The organism is Bacillus sp. JZ109 (genome assembly GCF_053903135.1).
In genome coordinates, this window is record NZ_CP096388.1 from 559,321 (window position 1) to 575,007 (window position 15,687).

Annotated in this window: 11 protein-coding genes; 10 read left to right on the top strand and 1 reads right to left on the bottom strand. The window is 41.0% G+C overall.

Annotated features, from left to right (window positions below; translation table 11 throughout):
- The first annotated feature begins 16 nt into the window (after positions 1-16).
- The 3 genes from M1D94_RS02895 (at position 17) to wecB (ending at position 4,688) form a co-directional block, all read left to right on the top strand.
- Complete coding sequence (locus M1D94_RS02895; protein WP_141949241.1) at positions 17-1,537, top strand: glycosyltransferase; 1,521 nt, start codon at positions 17-19, stop codon at positions 1,535-1,537.
- A gap of 75 nt (positions 1,538-1,612) precedes the next feature.
- Positions 1,613-3,523 carry a glycosyltransferase gene (locus M1D94_RS02900; RefSeq protein WP_069703633.1) on the top strand — a complete coding sequence of 637 codons (1,911 nt, stop codon included), beginning with the start codon at positions 1,613-1,615 and terminating at the stop codon, positions 3,521-3,523.
- 22 nt (positions 3,524-3,545) lie between these two features.
- Complete coding sequence (wecB, locus tag M1D94_RS02905) at positions 3,546-4,688, top strand: non-hydrolyzing UDP-N-acetylglucosamine 2-epimerase (protein ID WP_021480729.1); 1,143 nt, start codon at positions 3,546-3,548, stop codon at positions 4,686-4,688.
- Positions 4,689-4,727: 39 nt separating this feature from the next.
- Here the strand turns inward: wecB and tagU are convergent, their stop codons facing one another.
- The gene (gene tagU, locus M1D94_RS02910) at positions 4,728-5,648 is read right to left on the bottom strand and encodes a polyisoprenyl-teichoic acid--peptidoglycan teichoic acid transferase TagU (RefSeq protein WP_015251104.1); all 921 of its coding nucleotides are present in this window, start codon (positions 5,646-5,648) and stop codon (positions 4,728-4,730) included.
- 212 nt (positions 5,649-5,860) lie between these two features.
- Between tagU and M1D94_RS02915 the strand changes: the two genes are divergently transcribed.
- From M1D94_RS02915 to tuaC, 7 genes are all read left to right on the top strand, one after another.
- Positions 5,861-6,184 (top strand): hypothetical protein, encoded by a 324-nt coding sequence (locus tag M1D94_RS02915; RefSeq protein WP_038427952.1) that lies wholly within the window; start codon positions 5,861-5,863, stop codon positions 6,182-6,184.
- 27 nt (positions 6,185-6,211) lie between these two features.
- Positions 6,212-8,365, top strand: a complete 2,154-nt coding sequence (locus M1D94_RS02920) for a SpoIID/LytB domain-containing protein (protein WP_070547879.1) — start codon at positions 6,212-6,214, stop codon at positions 8,363-8,365.
- An 87-nt stretch (positions 8,366-8,452) separates the two neighbouring features.
- Positions 8,453-9,940, top strand: a complete 1,488-nt coding sequence (locus M1D94_RS02925) for an N-acetylmuramoyl-L-alanine amidase (RefSeq protein ID WP_031315357.1) — start codon at positions 8,453-8,455, stop codon at positions 9,938-9,940.
- Positions 9,941-10,159: 219 nt separating this feature from the next.
- Entirely contained in the window at positions 10,160-12,064 is a 1,905-nt protein-coding gene (gene tarQ / locus M1D94_RS02930) for a (poly)ribitol-phosphate teichoic acid beta-D-glucosyltransferase TarQ (RefSeq protein ID WP_172861530.1), read from the top strand.
- A gap of 234 nt (positions 12,065-12,298) precedes the next feature.
- The gene (locus M1D94_RS02935; RefSeq protein ID WP_456270410.1) at positions 12,299-12,958 is read left to right on the top strand and encodes an exopolysaccharide biosynthesis polyprenyl glycosylphosphotransferase; all 660 of its coding nucleotides are present in this window, start codon (positions 12,299-12,301) and stop codon (positions 12,956-12,958) included.
- A gap of 55 nt (positions 12,959-13,013) precedes the next feature.
- On the top strand, positions 13,014-14,465 hold the full coding sequence (gene tuaB / locus M1D94_RS02940; protein ID WP_072173526.1) for a teichuronic acid biosynthesis protein TuaB: 1,452 nt from the start codon (positions 13,014-13,016) through the stop codon (positions 14,463-14,465).
- Positions 14,462-15,631, top strand: a complete 1,170-nt coding sequence (tuaC, locus tag M1D94_RS02945; protein WP_070547874.1) for a teichuronic acid biosynthesis protein TuaC — start codon at positions 14,462-14,464, stop codon at positions 15,629-15,631. The genes tuaB and tuaC overlap by 4 nt, the downstream gene beginning before the upstream one ends.
- Positions 15,632-15,687: the final 56 nt, after the last annotated feature.

A 15,687-nucleotide genomic window follows, 5' to 3' on the forward strand; every position in this document is an offset into this window, starting at 1 on the left:
AAGAAGGAGCTTGAAGATGAGAAGGATCTTTTCACTAATATATGAAATAGACATTGAAAAAGGCGGCATTACAAGCTCTATGATGTCAAGATCTTTTACATTTGCGGAGCGCGGCCATAAAATCGATTTGGTTACACTTGATTATAAAGACAATTATGATCAGATTGAGCAAGTGCTGAAGAGCGCTGGAAGGCTGCATGCTGATGTAAATATCCTCAATATTTATGATGACTATAAAAATCAGCATAAGCATATAAAAATTGGGGAAGCGCAACAAAGTTACTATGATCAAAATTGTAATCGCTTTGAAGAACCATATGCTGCGCATCATAATGAGGAAAAATTAGAAACGGAATACTTCAAGAATGGCTTATATATAAAAAAGAAAAAATGGGATGAGTCGGATAATCTTTTATATGTAGATCATTTCAATGAAAATATGCAAATGACAAAGCGAGAATTCTTTCATGGCGGTTATGTAAATAAAACTGTGATATTCGATACAAGAAGCGGAAAAATCAATCAAATTCACTACACAGCACCCGACGGTTTCTGTTATTTAACAGAATGGTACCATTTTAAAACAGGAGCCAGTCAAGGAGTTATGCTGTTTGGCCGTGATGAAAAGGAAGCTGTATTTTTCAAAAACAAGCACCAGTTTCATACACATTGGCTTGAAACGTTATGTGAGAAAGAAAAGGACCCTATTATCATCTGTGATGGAGTCGGAAGTGCTTCAAAAGTAAATGAAATGCGTGCAGGATTGGCAAAAAGATTTTACTGTGTTCACTCAAATCATTTAGATTATCCTTATACGTTAGGCAGCAAAGTTCGAAACAATCATCAATATGCGATGGAGCATATTAAGGATTATGACGGGCTGATCGTATTAACGAATGAACAAAAAGAAGATATCATGAAGGATTTTGAGTCGAACAATAATATTTTTGTTATTCCTCATGCACCAAGAAGGCTTGAAAAATTAGAAACGTATGAAAAAAAGAAAAACGAGTTTGTCATGGTGGCCAGATATCATGAGGAAAAAGGGATCGATAAGGTCATAAAAGCAATGGGAATCGTAAAAAAATCCCGGCCGGATATTGTCCTGAATATATATGGCAGCGGTCCTGGCCATAAGGAATACCAGCAATTGATCGATGATCTTAAGTTAGATAATGTACATTTAAAAGGGTATGTCGCAAATCCTGCTCCATTTTATCAGCAGGCACTTGCCACATTATTAACATCAAAATTTGAGGGGTTTAGTCTCGCGATTTGTGAATCGTTTTCGTGCGCAACCCCTGTTGTCAGTTTTGATGTGAAATACAGCCCGAGGGAGCTCATAAAAGAACACGAAACGGGAATGCTTGTAGAACCTGATAATATTGACATGCTTGCTGAAAGTATCATTTATTTGTACGACAACCCTGAGAGAGCCATTCAATACGGAAAAAACGCAAAGAACTTAATGGATACTGAATATAGTGAAGCCCGATTATTTGAAAGATGGGAAGAAGTATTTGAAATGACGAAATAGTGCTTTTTTATACTGTTTTTGTTCATTATATGAGCTTTTGTGAATGAAATAGAAGCGGATAAGGATAGAGGTGTCATGGTGAAAATTACTGCAGCAGTACCCACATACAACTCAGAACATTTTATCTCCCGCTGCCTGGATAGTATGGTTCAACAAACCATGCCGAATAATGAGTACGAAATTATTTGTGTAGATGATTGTTCTCAGGATGGCACGGTTTCAATATTAAAAAAGTACAGTGAACAGTATTCTAATATAACGGTTATAGAACGAGAAAAAAACTCGGGAGGGCCGGGAGAGCCGCGAAACCAGGCGATACGTGCTGCGAACGGTGAATACATTTTTTTTATTGATTCCGATGATTATGTAGGAATCGAAGCGTTTGAGAGAATGTATCAATTTGCAAAACAGCATGATTCAGATATTGTGCTTGGGAAAATGGTCGGTGTAAACGGCAGATCGGTCCCGCAAGCTATTTTTAAGGAAACGAAACCTGAGGCGGATCTTGTAAAATCTCCGCTTGTTTACTCAATAGGACCGACAAAACTTTTTAAAGTTTCACTGCTTAGAATGCATGACATATATTTCCCCTCTAATATACAGGCTACAGAGGATCAGGTATTTGTCATGCAGGCTTATTTAGAAGCGGACAAAATTTCTGTCTTGGCCGATTATGATTATTACTATGCTGTACAGCATGACGGCGAGCATATGACGTTTGCATACGTTGCGCCTCAAAGCTACTATGGCGCAATGAAGGTAATCATAGATATGATTCGTAATAGCCGTCTTTCACATAATCGCAAAATGAAGTTTATGGCGAAGTTTTTAAATCGTCATTTTGATTTTTCCAGAACAACGGACTTTACCGTAACAATCGAGGACGAACGGGAGCAGCAAACATGGATGACAGAGCTGCATCATTTTGTTGAACAAAATATACCACGGGAAATTGATAAGCTTGTTCATTCTCATACGCGGTTAAAATTACACTTTGTACGCCATAATGACCTAAAGGGCTTGAAGCAGTTTGAAGCTGATAAAGAAAATATGGCCCAATATACGTCAGTTAAAAATGGTCATATCATAGCAAACTATCCCAGCCTTATCTCATATCATTTGGCAGAGAATGAACGGATTGTTGATGACAGAAACAAAATCAGTCATTACGTGAGCGAATTTCAAATGAAGGACAACACTTTCACATTAAGAGGGTCGGTTACCCACACGGCTTTACAACCAGAGCATCAAGCTATGCAAACTTTATACGGCATTTGGGTGCACCGTGATAGAAAAACTGAAAAAATCATTTCTCCAGTGTATTCCAAGGACGGAGAATTTGAATTTCTCACGAAGTTTACTGATTTGGCTATTCATGAAGAAGATATTGGTGTTTGGGATTTCTTTATTGAATCGGGGATAGACGGCTATAAAAAACGCGTCCGAATTGGCAGCAGCAGAGAACCGTATCCTTATTCAAAACATGCTAAATATATTGGGAATAACGGGGAATATGCTTTCAGCGCACGGCCGTACTTTACTAAAACCTATGATAATTTGTCGGTGGATATCAGAAAGCAGGAAGTTCTGAAAGTCGAATTCAGAGATAATGATTCGGACCAGCATTTAACGTTCGTATTTCCTGGAAGCCAATTGTTTTTTCCGAAGCAATCTTTATTATTGCTCGAATGCAATAACCAAGAGTTTTTAATCCCAATAAAAAATCAAATCAGTTCAGCTGATGGGACAGTGATACAGGTTGATCGGAATCTCGTTCAGCAAAAGTTTGCTCCGGCTTATTTACAAAACACCAATATTGTTTTATCCATTAATTCTTATAAAACCACATTGGTTCCGAAAAAGGATGTCAGTGTGTACTTTTGCAGTAAAAATATTGAAAAAAAGCTATGGTGCTTTAAAATAAAGAAGAAAGTAGATCTATTTATACAATCGGACCAATCGAAATTCTATCTAACAGCCCGTTAAACAAAGAAACCAGGTGACAAATATGAAAAAACTAAAAGTGATGACCGTTTTCGGGACCAGGCCTGAAGCGATCAAGATGGCACCGCTTGTGCTTGAATTGAAAAAATATCCTGAAATAGATTCCTATGTAACGGTAACTGCACAGCACAGACAGATGCTCGATCAGGTGTTAGATGCGTTTCACATCAAGCCTGACTTCGATTTGAACATTATGAAGGAGCGGCAGACACTGGCAGAGATTACGTCTAACGCACTTGTAAAATTGGATGAGTTGTTTAAAGATATCAAACCCGATATTGTGCTTGTCCATGGTGATACGACGACGACGTTTGCCGGAAGCCTAGCCGCTTTTTACCATCAAATTGCTGTCGGTCATGTGGAGGCGGGGCTCCGTACAGGGAATAAGTATTCCCCGTTTCCGGAAGAGCTCAATCGACAGATGACAGGGGCGATTGCTGATTTGCATTTTGCTCCGACAGGCCAGGCGAAAGACAATTTATTAAAAGAAAACAAAAAGGCCGACTCTATTTTTGTAACGGGCAATACAGCGATTGACGCACTCAACACAACGGTTAGGGATGGTTACTCACATCCTGTTCTCGATCAGGTGGGTGAGGATAAAATGATTCTCTTGACCGCTCACCGCCGGGAAAATTTGGGTGAGCCAATGGAAAACATGTTCAAGGCCATCCGCAGAATTGTAGGGGAATTTGAAGATGTACAAGTCGTTTACCCTGTGCACCTGAATCCTGTTGTCCGGGAAGCGGCTCAGAAGCATTTTGGTGATTCTGACAGAGTGCATCTGATTGAACCTTTAGAGGTGATTGATTTCCATAACTTTGCAGCGAAATCGCATTTTATATTGACAGATTCGGGCGGCGTGCAGGAGGAAGCCCCATCTCTCGGGAAACCGGTGCTTGTTCTGCGTGATACGACGGAACGGCCTGAAGGAGTGGAAGCGGGAACGCTGAAACTTGCAGGGACGGATGAGGAAAACATTTATCAGCTGGCAAAACAGCTGTTAACTGATCATGATGAGTACAAGAAAATGTCCCAGGCTTCTAATCCGTATGGAGATGGAGAGGCTTCCCGCCGGATTGTGGAAGAATTGCTGTTTCATTATGGGTATCGGAAAGAACAACCGGATTCATTTACAGGCAAATAAAAAAGAAGCTTTGCACATTGTGCGAAGCTTCTTTTTGTTTTACTTTTCGAGGCTTTCCTTCAGCTCTTTTGTAATATCGGAAAGGGCGCTTTCATCAGCTTGGTAGTAGTAAATTCCATTGATTTTCGTGCCTGTACCTTTTAGTTCGTGCTGTTTAATATGTTTCCGCGCACCTTTGTAATCCGACTGGATATCCCACATGTTATCGAAGGTCAAATTCGTTTTCACATTATCTTCAACAACTTTAAACATATCTCCGAATTTCGTGATGGAAGAAATATTAGCGCCTTTATTAATAATACCTTGGATGACTTGGCGCTGGCGGTCCTGGCGTCCGAAGTCGCCTCTCGGATCTTCTTTTCTCATCCGGGTATAAGCGAGCGCTTCTTTTCCGTTCAGTGTGATTTCTCCTTTGCCGAACGAATAACCGTCATAGCTGAAGGCGAATGTGCTGTTAACTGTAATGCCGCCAAGTGTATCAACAACGTCTCTAAAGCTTTCCATGTTCACTTTTACAAAATAATCAACCGGAACATCGAGGAAGTTCTCGACCGTGTCAACCGTCATCTGCGTGCCGCCGAAAGCGTATGAATGGTTGATTTTATCCATTGTGCCTTTTCCGATAATTTTTGTATACGTGTCACGCGGAATGCTGACCATGTCGGTTGTATTCGTTTTTGGGTTAACAGTCATATAAATGAGCGTATCGGCACGGCCCTTATCGCCGTCGCGTTCATCCACACCCATGATTAAGACGGAAAAAGGATCTTTTTTATTGATACTGACCTCTTTATCCCTCTTTTTCGATTTATCAATGCTTTCATGAATACTTGCCACGGTTGATGCTGCTTTATGCCATAAGTAGTATGCATAGCCTCCAGTTCCGAGTACAAATACGGCCACAATGGCTAAAATGACAAGTAACGCCTTTCTTTTTTTCTTTCTTTTTTCAGCTCTCATAATAAAGTCCTCGCTTTTTTGTAATCTAGTACGATTATAAGTTTCTTAATATTTGAAAACAACTAAAATTTGTCTGATTCTTTACAATAGACGGCTCCTTGTAACAAATGTTTCGGTATTTTAAGAAAATCCGCAAAAATTTTTCGTTGTTTTGAAAGAAATCTTAAAATAAGCTTAAAATTGTCGATAAAAAGTGGAGAGGTGATATAGGAATGAAAAAAATTGCTATTTTAATGTTCTCAATGCTGCTTCTTTTGTCTGCGTGCGGCACAGCTCAGAACACATCAGGAGCAGAAACAAATTCAGACAGCCAGGATGCAGCTGCAGAAGAGACAGTAACGAAGGAAGGCACTTTTGCCGGTTTGGCGGACAGCCATACAATTGCAGTCACTATTGATGATAAAGAGACGTCGATTCAGGTTGGTTCAGACCTTCAGGACAAAATGAACAGCATTTCAGAAGGGCAAAAAGTTGTTGTCAAATATACAAAAGATTCAAATGGCGCTTTAATGCTTAAGGATCTTGAGACAAAGTAATAAAAAACTCTTAGGGGGTTCCATGTTTTGAAAAAAATGAAGCTCTTGCTTCTATCGTCAGTCACTGCGGCGGCTGTAGCATGTCCGGCGTTTATGCAGACTGCGAAAGCCGCAGATAAAACCATTTCGGTTAAGCTGAGTAATTATGTAGGCAGCAAATCAAGTTTGGATGTCGATATCACAGGCGGATATGAAATTTCCGGCTCAAGAATTGCGGATACGGAGCGATATGGAGGAGCAACTCGTTTTGATGTTGCCAATAATGTCGCCTCTGCCGGATGGACAAATCCAACGACTGTGGTCATTGTTAATCGGGACGCTTTTGCCGATGCGCTCTCAGCAACCCCGCTTGCCAAAAAGTACGATGCACCGATTTTATTAACAGACGCAGATGCGCTAACACCAAAAACAGAAAGCGAAATTGCAAAATTAAATCCTGACAATATTCTCATCATTGGCGGGACAATCAGTGTTTCTAAAAATGTAGAAAATACATTAAAAAAATATGGTTCTATCGATCGGATTGGCGGAGCAACCCGTTACGAGGTTTCTAAAAACATAGCCGATCGGATGGGGAATTACAGCCAGGCAGTAGTGGCCACAGGCATGGTCTTTACGGACGCCCTGTCAATCGCGCCATATGCTGCAATGAACGGTTATCCGATTTTACTTGCGGGAGACAATAACATCCGCAGTGATTACAAAATTCCAAGCAAGGTTACAATTGTCGGCGGTCCGTTGAGTGTCAGCACTGGTGTGGAAGCTGCATTAAAAAAGAAGGCAACTGTGAAACGGATTGGCGGCGTTTCACGATATGAGGTATCTGCCAATATCGTTAAAGAATTAAATATGAAAGCAACAAAGGTATTTATGTCAAACGGCCAAACATTCGCGGATGCATTAACGGGATCTGTGCTTGCAGCAAAGCAGGGAAGCCCTTTACTGCTGGTTGAATCAGGAAGCCTGCCGTCACCAGTCGCTGATGTGGTAGCGTCAAAAGGGACTCAGTCATTTGCACTGCTTGGAGGAAGCATCTCCATCAGTGATACGCTAAAGAACAAACTGGCAGATACTTTTGCAGGAACTGGATATACAGTCAAGTTAACCGGCGGAAACCTGGTGCTTTATAAAAACAGTACTGCAATCAAGACGCTTGGAACGTCTTTTACAGCACAGCCTAAAAAGTATGCAACTACAAATTCTATCAGTCTAAATGGAACGCCATATCTCGGAAACATGAAATTTACAATAGAGTCAGGCAAATATATTCGTCCGATCAATGTGAATATCCCCTTTGAAGATTATTTAAAGGGTGTTGTGCCTCATGAAATGCCGGCCAGCTGGCAGAAAGAAGCGCTTAAAGCCCAAGCTGTCGCAGCGAGAACTTATTCCATCAATTCGGCCGGAAAAGAAGTAAAAGACACCACTGCTTTTCAGGTATATGGCGGATATGACTGGAATTCGAAAACTTCAGAAGTTGTTGAAGCTACAAAAGGAAAAGTTTTGAAATACAATGGAAATTTGATTTCAGCTACGTATTCCTCAAGCAACGGCGGCTATACAGAAGCGAGCGGTGAGGTGTGGAGCAGCCAGCTTCCTTATTTAATCGCCAAAAAAGATACATACGACCCGCAAATCAGCTGGTCTCTGTCTTTAAATAAAACCCAGATTGATAAAAGCGCTCTGAATCTGAAAAGCCCTGGATCTTGGTGGAGCTCTAAAAATGAAACAAATTCAGCATATTTGAGCGGTTTGAAAAGCTGGTTTATTAAAAATAAATACAGCAATGCTGAGTCTATCAAAATCACAAAAATATCCAGTGTGAAATTCAGCACGGAGAAAACTGCCGGTCAGCGGCCGGAAACAGCAAGTGTCACATTCTCATATTTCGTGAAAGAAAAATCAAATGGCTACGTTCTTTCAAATGGAAGCCTGAGTGAAAAAACGGCAACAATTTCAGTACCGGCAACAGAGCTGAGAACAATGCTTGGCGCTTCGAATATGAAGAGTACATACGCTTCTGTCTCAAGCAATACAAACGCCTTTCTCATTAGCGGTAAAGGATACGGACATGGCATAGGCATGAGTCAGTACGGAGCCAATGCCAGAGCAGCTGCCGGACAATCTTATACAACAATTTTAAGTTTTTACTATCCGGGAACAACTCTATCAAGCTATTAAAAGATTGTTAGAGTCAAAGGAGGCGAGATGCCTCCTTTGTTCGTTATTTGATTTATGAATCATTATGAATCTTTGGAGGGACTATCTTTGCGGATCTTTCTTAAAAGCATACCTATGCTGATACTAGGAGTCGTGTTATTTGTACCAAATGCGTTTGCGGCAAACTCTGTTACAAGGCTGGATGGAGCAAGCAGATATGAGGTTGCAGTAAATGTATCAAAACAAGGCTGGAGCAGTGCGGGCACGGTTGTTATAGCAAACGGAACAGCATATGCCGATGTATTAACTGCTGCACCTTTGGCTTACAAATACAATGCCCCGATTCTATTGACGGAATCATCTAAACTGACTGCGCCGACTAAAGACAGAATCAGCCAGCTTAAACCGAGCAAGGTCATCGTCATTGGCGGAACGATCAGTGTTTCTAACAACGTTGTAAGCGACATTAAAAAATTGGGTATTTCCAATGTGGAACGGATCGGCGGAAGAAGCCGCTATGAAGTTGCCCAAAATATTTCTAAAAAGTTATCTTCAAATTCAAAAGCGGTAATCGCAAATGGCACGGCATATGCTGACAGTCTGGCGATCGGTTCTTATGCTGCCCGTAATGGTATTCCAATTTTACTGACTACTGCAAGCTCCATTCCTGCACCAACGAAAAGTGCGATGAACAGCAAAGGGACATCATCGACTATTGTGGTCGGAGGAGAAATCAGTGTCTCTAAAAATGTTTACAGCCAGCTTCCTTCACCAACAAGAATCGGCGGAAACAGCCGTTTTGAAGTGGCTGCAAACATAGCGAAAAAATATTATTCTTCATCAAAAGCTGCATTTGTCAGCAATGGCTATCAATATGCAGATGCTTTAGCGGGTTCTGTGCTGGCGGCGAAGCAAAATCGCCCAATGCTATTTACTGACGCCGGTTCATTGCCGACTGCAACAAGAACAGTCATCGGATCAAATAGCAAGAATACCTTCACAGTTCTTGGGGGAACTATTTCAGTGACAACAAATGTCGTGAACCAGCTTAAAAATGTAATTGTAGGCAAAAAGGTATTTGTGGATGCAGGACACGGTGGTTATGACAGCGGCGCGGTAGGTAATGGTTTAAAAGAGAAAGATGTTAACCTTGCCGTTGCTAAGCTTGTAAACAGCAAACTTTCCAATGGTGGAGCCATTCCGATTATGGCCAGATCTACAGATGTTTTCTTAGAGCTTTCGGAGCGGGTTGCAAAAGCAAAAAGCAATAATGCAAACCTATTTGTGAGTATTCACGCCAATTCAGCGAGCCCAGCAGCAACCGGTACTGAAACCTACTATTATACAAAATATGAGTCAGAAAACAGCAAACGGCTTGCGACAGAAATACAAAACAGACTCTATAAAGCACTCAATACTCAAAACCGCGGCGTGAAAATCGGGAATTTCCATGTCATCAGAGAATCAACGATGCCGAGCAGTTTAGCGGAGCTGGCGTTCATTTCAAATGCGAACGACGCAAGTAAGTTAAAGAGTGCTTTGTATCAAGAAAAAGCAGCTCAAGCAATATATGAAGGAATCATTGGATATTATTAGGGGATTAAATTAGTAGACATCAATAGCGGCTTGCCGGCAGAACCCATCAGGAATTGCCGGCAAGCTTTTTTATACGATAAAATGAGAAAAATTTTAAACCACATATGCTATGTAAAAGTTTAACAAAATTTAAGGTTAGGCCTATTCTTATTGACAGATGTTTTTGATATAATTATCAGGCAAAAATATAACCGATCCATTAGGGTAGTGAGGTAATCGATGAAAATAAGCATTGTTATCCCTGTATATAATTCAGAAGATCTTATTTCCGAATGTCTTGATAGCTTAGTTAACCAAACGATGCCAAAAGAGGATTATGAGATTATATGTGTCGATGATAAATCTACGGATTCATCTTTAGACATTTTGAATCAATATAAAAAGAAATATGACAATATTGTTGTTATTGAAAGAACCGTAAATTCAGGCGGTCCAGGTGCACCGCGGAATGATGCAATAAAAATTGCCAAAGGTGAATACATCCTGTTTGTTGATTCCGATGACTATCTAGGCAATGAAGCATTGTTAAGATGGTACAATTTCTCAAAAGAGAATGATTCAGATATTACTTTAGGTAAGTTAAAAGGGATAAACGGCCGAGGTGTTCCCAAATCAATGTTTAAGGAAACAAATCCAGATGTTGATTTGGTTGATTCCAAAATTGTTTTCACATTGGGACCCCAAAAACTGTTTAAAGCCTCACTTTTAAAAGAAAATCAAATCATCTTCCCTACTCACATAAAAGCAGCGGAAGATCAAGTCTTCACAATGAACGCTTATTTAAAAGCAAAGAAGATTTCTGTTTCAGCTGACTATGATTATTACTATCTGGTCAAAAGAGACGGTGAGCATATGAGTGTCGCTTATGTTCCCCCAGAGAACTTTTATGGAGCAATGGAAGATATTATCTCTGCTATCAAGGCTAGTGATCTAGAAGAAGCAAGAAAAACGAAACTGATGGCAGTATTTTTAAACAGGCATTTCGATTTTTCGCGGACAAAAAATGTCACAATAAAAATGAAGACAGATGAAGAAAGAGCTGAATGGTTTAAATATTTGTCCTCATTTATTCATGCAGTACCTGAAGAGGCTGACCAATTTGTGCTTCCGCATATCAAATTGCGGCTGCTGTTTATTCGGAATAATGATTTGCAGGGGTTAACCCAGTATGAGCGTGAAGAACAAGACATTAAAAAGTTCTGTGTTGTAAATAATGGGGATTTAATTGCACGTTATCCGAGCTTAGAACGCTATCCAATTTCTGAAGAGTTATTAAAAGTAAATTATAAAAATAAGCTTGAACATTATCTGCAGAATATTGAATTTAGCGATCACAGCCTCAGCATTCAAGGAACCATTAAACACAAATTGTTGGATGATGAAACGAATCAAAATCAATCTCTGACAGGAGTATTTGTTCATCGTGATACAAAGGCGGAAAAATACATTGCGCCGGCTAAGTATGAAAATTCAACATTTACATTTGAGTGCAAGTTTGATGAACTGGCATCTGCAGAAGAAGATTTAGGCGTTTGGGATTTCTTTATTGAATCGTCAATAGATGGCTATAAATTAAGGGCGAGAATCGGAAACAAGCGTGCTGCGTATAAGTATTCAACAAACACGATGTATTTAGGGCATAATGCGTTGTTTGTCTTCAGTGCAAGACCATATTTCACAATGAATTACGATAATCTTTCGATTGATATAAAGAAACATGCCTATACTGAAGCAGAACTTTCATATGAAACTGAATCAAAAGATTTATCATTTATTTTTAAAGATAAGCAGATCTGTTTGCCAAATCATTCAAAAATGATTGTGAATACCGGACAGTCTGAAATCTCATTACCGGTAAAACGTATAGAGTTAGAGCCTAATTGCACAAAATTGACGGTAAACGTGCAGAGTTTGCTTGAACAGCTAGCTCATGTAAAGAAAGAGCGATTAATTGAATTTGCGATAAACACTTCTCAAAATAAAATAAGTGCAAAAGTGGATAACCAAGCAATTGTCTTGGACACAAGGAATGTGGAACGAAAATCCATGTTATTCTTTAGTAAAATGGTTGAGGTTCAATACAAGCTGTTAACCTCTAAATCAAAGTTTTATTTTCAATATTAAATGCTTCACAACGAAAAGAGACAAATCAGTAAAATGATTTGTCTCTTTTTTTAAACAATATGCTTAATTTTTAAAAAAAGTGTCTAAAACAATAAAAAGTTTACGGATAAATGTCAGAAAAAATAACAAATTCACACTTCTTAACATACCATTTACATCCAATTAACATCCGTCTGCTAAACTGACTGGCATAGGTCATCATAACATCCCAAACAAATCGTGAGGTGTGTGTCAGTGAGTGCAGAGAAAAGCATGAATGTGAGTCGTGAATTCTCAGTTCAGCAAATACATTCTTTTACATTATCTGAAAAGACGGCTCGTTATTTGGCAATAAAGCGCGTAATGGATATTTGGTTTGCGCTCATTGGGTTGGCGATTGCGCTGCCAATGATTGCGGTATTTTCAATATTGATTTGTTTGGAGACGCCGGGGCCTGCCATTTATACGCAGGAACGCGTAGGGAAAGGCGGGAAACTATTTAAGCTTTATAAGCTTCGTTCCATGAAAATAGATGCCGAGAAGTCTGGGGCGGTTTGGGCACAGAAGCAAGATCCGCGGGTGACAAGGATCGGAGCTTTTATCAGAAGAACGAGAATTGACGAGCTTCCTCAGCTGTTTAATGTGCTGAAAGGCGATATGAGTATGATTGGCCCTCGTCCGGAACGGCCCGTATTTACGGAAAAATTCCAGAATGAGATTCCAGGCTTTACACAGCGTCTGGCTGTTAAACCGGGATTGAGCGGCTGGGCTCAGGTGAACGGCGGTTACGATATGACGCCGAAGGAAAAGCTGATATTTGATTTATATTACATTCGCAATCTGACTTTCACTTTAGAATTAAAAATTATGTTAAAAACTTGTAAAGTAGTTTGGACGGGTGATGGTGCAAGATAAAACGGGATTCCATTATTCACCATCAATCTGAGCTTAAAAAGAAGTAGGGAATATGATGCCAAGTATTACAAAACAAATCATGAGCGGTGCAAAGTGGACAAGTATTTCAACCATGTGTATTACAATCATACAAATTGTTCAGTTTGCCCTGCTTGGAAATATGATGACCTTAACAGAATTTGGGCTTGTCGGCATGATCACAACGGTTACAGTTTTCGCCCAGATTGTGCTCGATATGGGTTTTGGCGCAGCATTAATTCAGAGAGACGACGCGACGGAGCGCCAGCTGTCAACATTGTATTGGCTTAACATTATGACGGGCGTTTTGCTGTTTGTTCTTTTATATGTGAGCAGTCCTGTCATTGCGGGATTTTATCAAAGAGAAGAGCTGGTGTTTCTGGTTCGGATTCTGGCGATTATGTTTTTGATCGCGCCAATTGGACAGCAATATCAGTATATGCTGCAAAAGCAGCTGCATTTTAATACGTTAAGCAAAATAGAGATTTTTTCAAATGTATTGTCATTCGGATATTTAGCGATAGCAGTTTTTATGATGGATGCGATTTTGGCGTACGTGATTTCTCAAGTCCTGCTGCAGTCCAGTAAAGGGATTTTATATTGGGCTGTATACCGAAAAAAGTGGCATCCTGCTTTTGTTTTTGATTTGAGAGGCCTGAAGGATTTCTTTACTTTTGGAGCCTTTCAGCTTTCATCCCGTCTTGTGAACAGACTGGGAGCAAATATCGACATGATTTTGATCGGCCGGTTTATTGGTGCTGAAGCATTGGGGATTTATAACCTCGCTTATCAGATTGTCACCATTCCGGTTTTGAAGATCAATCCGATTGTCACACGGGTGGCATTCCCTGTTTTCGCAAAAAACAAATATGAAAACAGCGTGATCAGAGAAGGCTTTCTGAATATGACAAAAATGCTGGCGCTTGTTTCGTTTCCGCTGTTAATCGGGCTCGTGTCTGTGTCAGACGCCTTTATCACAGCGGTTTTCGGAGAAAAATGGCTTGCTGCTGTTCCGATCCTAAATGTTCTGGCGATTGTCGGAATACTAAGAGTGCTCATGAATCCAAATGGATCTGTGTTGCTGGCTAAAGGAAGAGCTGACTTAGCGTTTTATTGGGATTCCGGCGTGCTGCTGCTGTACGGATTATCACTGTTTGCAGCTGTACAGACGGGAAGCCTGCTGACAGTCGCATGGGTGTATGCCATTATCAGCGTTGTTAATTTCCTGATCGGGCGCTGGCTTTTGGCATATGTCATCAAGCTTAACCTTTCGGCTTATTTCCAGTCGATTATGAAGCCATTTCTGATTACTGCGGCGATGGGCATCATCGCGTTTGGTGTAAGCCTCAGTACCGAACACTTCAGTATGCAGGCAGAAATGCGGCTGGCCATTTCAGTTGCGGCCGGGGCGCTGTGCTATCTCTTTCTTTTGGTAAAAGCGTACCCTCAAACAAAAAGCAAACTACTAAGAAAAGGACGTTTGTCATGAAGATTTTGTGGATCACAAGCGTATATCCGAGCAGTATGAAACCCGGAGAGGGTGTGTTTCATGAGACACAGGTGCAAGAGCTGCAAAAACTCGGGCTTGATATCACTGTGATATGCCCACGGCCTTTTCATTCAGCACCTGTCCGCATGCTGAAAAAGACATATCGAAAAAAGGATGCCAGACCGGAGTATGAGATTAGAAAGGGAATACCGGTTTACCGGCCTTTCTATCGGGCAGTTCCCGGCCAGCTGAAGTGGGCGCAGCCTCATCGGAGAATCGCATCAGCCGTTTTAAAAACCATGAAACAGCGCGACCTATATCCGGATCTGATCCATGCGCATTTTGCCATGCCATCGGGCGGGGCTGCGGCAGTCGTGTCAAAGTCAGCGCAAATTCCTTATGTCCTGACCTTGCATGGCAGTGATGTGAATGTCTATCCGCATTACAGCAAAGGAGCGTTTAAAGCCTTCAAGCGTGCCGTAGGTTCTGCGTCAGTTGTTTTAGCAGTCAGCCACAAGCTTCAGGAAGAAGCCAAAAAGCTTTCGGGCTTTGACAGCTCGGTTTTGCCAATCGGCATACAGCTCAGCCGCTTTCAGGAGAATGAGGAGACGAAAGAGGAAATCAGAAAAAGACTCGGACTCCCGCTCGATCAGCGTCTGGCTGTCTATGTCGGCCGGCTGGTCAGAGAGAAAGGCATTTTTGAACTGTCTGAAGCGATCGAATCGCTGCAGGACTCTCCTAAGGCAGTCTTTGTCGGGGATGGTCCCGCAAAATCGACGCTGACGCAGAAGGGGCATATCGTCACAGGCCAAGTGCCGAATCATCAGGTAAGAGACTATTTACTTGCGGCAGATCTATTTGTACTTCCTTCTTACAGTGAGGGGATGCCGACTGTTGTGATTGAGGCGCTGGCGCTAAGGGTTCCTGTTATTTGTACGGATGTTGGCGGAGTGTCGTCTTTATTCGGAAAGCACCAACATCTGCTGATTAAACCGAAATCCGCTCAAGCCTTGGCAGAAGCGATCACTCGGTACGAACATGAGCAAATATGGAAGCCGGAAGTAGCAGATGACTTGTATGAAACCGTGCAAGCTCAATTTGACGCAGGGAAAAACGCCAAGGCTTTGCATCATCAGTATCAGACGGTCACGAAAACGTCCGTTTAATCGTAAGAAACTGCGACCAATATAAATAGGAAGATCATTTTACAGGAGAGGGATGA

Excerpts from the sequence above, each read along its gene's own strand:
- tarQ (WP_172861530.1), top strand. The coding sequence starts at position 10,160 with ATGAAAATAAGCATTGTTATCCCTGTATATAATTCAGAAGATCTTATT.
- wecB (WP_021480729.1), top strand. The coding sequence starts at position 3,546 with ATGAAAAAACTAAAAGTGATGACCGTTTTCGGGACCAGGCCTGAAGCG.
- M1D94_RS02915 (WP_038427952.1), top strand. The coding sequence starts at position 5,861 with ATGAAAAAAATTGCTATTTTAATGTTCTCAATGCTGCTTCTTTTGTCT.
- tuaB (WP_072173526.1), top strand. The coding sequence starts at position 13,014 with ATGCCAAGTATTACAAAACAAATCATGAGCGGTGCAAAGTGGACAAGT.
- tagU (WP_015251104.1), bottom strand. The coding sequence starts at position 5,648 with ATGAGAGCTGAAAAAAGAAAGAAAAAAAGAAAGGCGTTACTTGTCATT.
- M1D94_RS02900 (WP_069703633.1), top strand. The coding sequence starts at position 1,613 with ATGGTGAAAATTACTGCAGCAGTACCCACATACAACTCAGAACATTTT.
- tuaC (WP_070547874.1), top strand. The coding sequence starts at position 14,462 with ATGAAGATTTTGTGGATCACAAGCGTATATCCGAGCAGTATGAAACCC.
- M1D94_RS02895 (WP_141949241.1), top strand. The coding sequence starts at position 17 with ATGAGAAGGATCTTTTCACTAATATATGAAATAGACATTGAAAAAGGC.